Origin of the sequence: Caulobacter sp., from assembly GCF_017744445.1 — a bacterium.
In the GTDB taxonomy this organism is placed as follows: Bacteria; Pseudomonadota; Alphaproteobacteria; order Caulobacterales; family Caulobacteraceae; genus Caulobacter.
Window position 1 is genome coordinate 1 of the sequence record NZ_JAGIBH010000088.1, and the last position, 733, is coordinate 733.

A 733-nucleotide genomic window follows, 5' to 3' on the forward strand; every position below is an offset into this window, starting at 1 on the left:
ACCCTGAAGCGCGGCGGCTGGTACCGAACGGTCGTGCACTTTCCCACGGCGGAGGAGGCCCGTGGCCAGGTGGAGACGATCGCCGCGGGTTCCGGCCGAAAACCCTATGTCCGCGCCCTTTCTGAATGGTGCCTGGACCTGGCGCGGGAAAGCGAAGACGTGCGCCGGTGCGCCCCGCCCGCCGCCGGCTAGGGCGCGAACTGAAGCCATACCTCGCCAGCCTCAGGGGCTTTTCGGCCTGTGACATTCCGTCGCTTAAGGCGTTCAAAGCCTTGCAGTTAACCGCGTTTTTACGGCGCTGGCCGTCTTTGATCTCAAGACCGGGCCCGTACCCGTTTTTCGGGCGCGACCGGACATGGGGTTTGCGATGAAGTTCGACGATCTGAAGATTTCGACCAAGGTGGCCTTGCCGGCCGTCATCCTGACCGTGGTCGCCCTGGCGATCACCGGCGTCGGCGCCTTGCAGTCGAGAGTGGCCGAATCCGCCACCAAGGTGCTGGTCGAGGAACGCGCCCCGGCCGAGCTGGAGGGCTCGCGCTTCAACCGCCGCGTGGCGACGATCGGCTACGCCGCCTATCGCAGCATCGCCAACGACGGCGCGTCGCCCGAAGCCAAGGCCGCCAGCGACGAGATCGACACCGCCTATAGCGAAGCCAAGGTCGCGCTGACCAAGATCCTGGCCGCCGACACCGACGAGGGCAAGCGGGTCGCCGACTACCGGACCCGCCTGGAC

At 66.8% G+C, this 733-nt stretch carries 2 protein-coding genes; both read left to right on the forward strand.

Going from position 1 to position 733, the window contains the following annotated elements; genetic code table 11:
• Positions 1–192, forward strand: a 192-nt coding sequence (locus J7528_RS23780; RefSeq protein WP_291879802.1) for a hypothetical protein, incomplete at its 5' end; no start/stop codon positions are given.
• A 175-nt stretch (positions 193–367) separates the two neighbouring features.
• A partial coding sequence (locus J7528_RS23785) for a DUF2275 domain-containing protein (RefSeq protein ID WP_291879805.1) occupies positions 368–733 on the forward strand: 366 nt, incomplete at its 3' end.